Annotated in this window: 1 protein-coding gene; it reads right to left on the bottom strand. The window is 62.8% G+C overall.

Annotated features, from left to right (window positions below):
* Nucleotides 1-94: 94 nt before the first annotated feature.
* Nucleotides 95-1,069 (bottom strand): 2-hydroxyacid dehydrogenase, encoded by a 975-nt coding sequence (locus ACODSV_RS36240; RefSeq protein WP_150055622.1) that lies wholly within the window; start codon nt 1,067-1,069, stop codon nt 95-97.
* Nucleotides 1,070-1,286: the final 217 nt, after the last annotated feature.

Genomic DNA, 1,286 nt, shown 5'->3' with positions numbered 1-1,286 from the left:
GCGCCTGTGAGTTTTTCGCGAGCAAGCTCGCTCCTACAAAAAAAGCCTTAACTGACTGGCGTTAGGTAAGCCCCCCGCCCACATCGGATTCCTGTCAGCCTTTCCAGACGTGTGGGTTAACCAGGTCCCGCGGGCGTTGGCCCAGCAGGGCCGCGCGCAGGTTGTCCAGCGCGCGGTTGGCCATGGCTTCGCGGGTTTCGTCGGTGGCCGAGCCGATATGCGGCAGGGTCACCGCGTTGCTCAGTTGAAACAGCGGCGATTCGCTCAGCGGTTCTTTCTCGTACACATCCAGGCCGGCGCCGCGAATGGTGTGGTTTTGCAGGGCCTGGATCAGTGCCGGTTCATCCACCACCGGGCCACGGGAAATGTTGATCAGGATGGCGCTGGATTTCATCAGCCCCAGTTCGCGGGTGCTGATCAGGTGACGGGTCTTGTCGCTCAACGGCACGACCAGGCACACGAAATCCGCCTCGGCCAGCAATTGGTCCAGGCTGCGAAACTGTGCGCCCAGCTCCTGTTCCAGCGCGGTCTTGCGACTGTTGCCGCTATACAGGATCGGCATGTTGAACCCCAGGCGCCCGCGACGGGCCACGGCCGCGCCGATATTGCCCATGCCGACGATGCCGAGGGTCTTGCCATGCACATCGCAGCCAAACAGCGGTGCGCCAACACTGGCTTTCCACTGGCCGGCCTTGGTCCACGCATCCAGTTCGGCCACGCGGCGCGCGCTGCTCATCAGCAGGGCGAAGGCCAGGTCGGCGGTGCTTTCGGTAAGTACGTCAGGGGTGTTGGTGAGCATGATCCCGCGCTCGTTGAAGTACGGCACGTCATAGTTGTCGTAGCCCACCGACACGCTGGAGACCACTTCCAGCCTGCTCGCCCCTTCGAGCTGTTCGCGGCCCAGCTTGCGGCCCACGCCGATCAGGCCATGGGCATGGGGCAGGGCTTCGTTGAACTGTGCATTGATGTCACCCAGCTTGGGGTTGGGCGCGATCACCTCGAAATCCTGTTGCAGGCGTTCGATCATGGGCGGGGTGATACGGCTGAAGGCGAGGACAGTCTTTTTCATTGCAGGCGGGCTCATCGACTACGGAAGAATGCCAAGCACGCTAACATTCCTGGTTACGATTGTCAGGACATGCACCGCTGTGGGAGATCCCGCTGAATCTCCGACTCAGCGCTGCCGCACAGCAACGCCTGTGGCGAGCGGCTGTTTTGGCGAGCGGGCTGGTGTGGCGAGCGGGCTTGCCCCGCGTTGGGCTGCGCAGCAGCCCCAAAACACAGCC

This window comes from Pseudomonas sp. FG86 (assembly GCF_057808775.1).
This window is presented reverse-complemented; position numbering and strand designations above follow the sequence as displayed.

What these genes read in the sequence shown, in the direction of transcription:
- ACODSV_RS36240 (WP_150055622.1), bottom strand. Translation starts at nt 1,069, where the DNA reads ATGAAAAAGACTGTCCTCGCCTTCAGCCGTATCACCCCGCCCATGATC.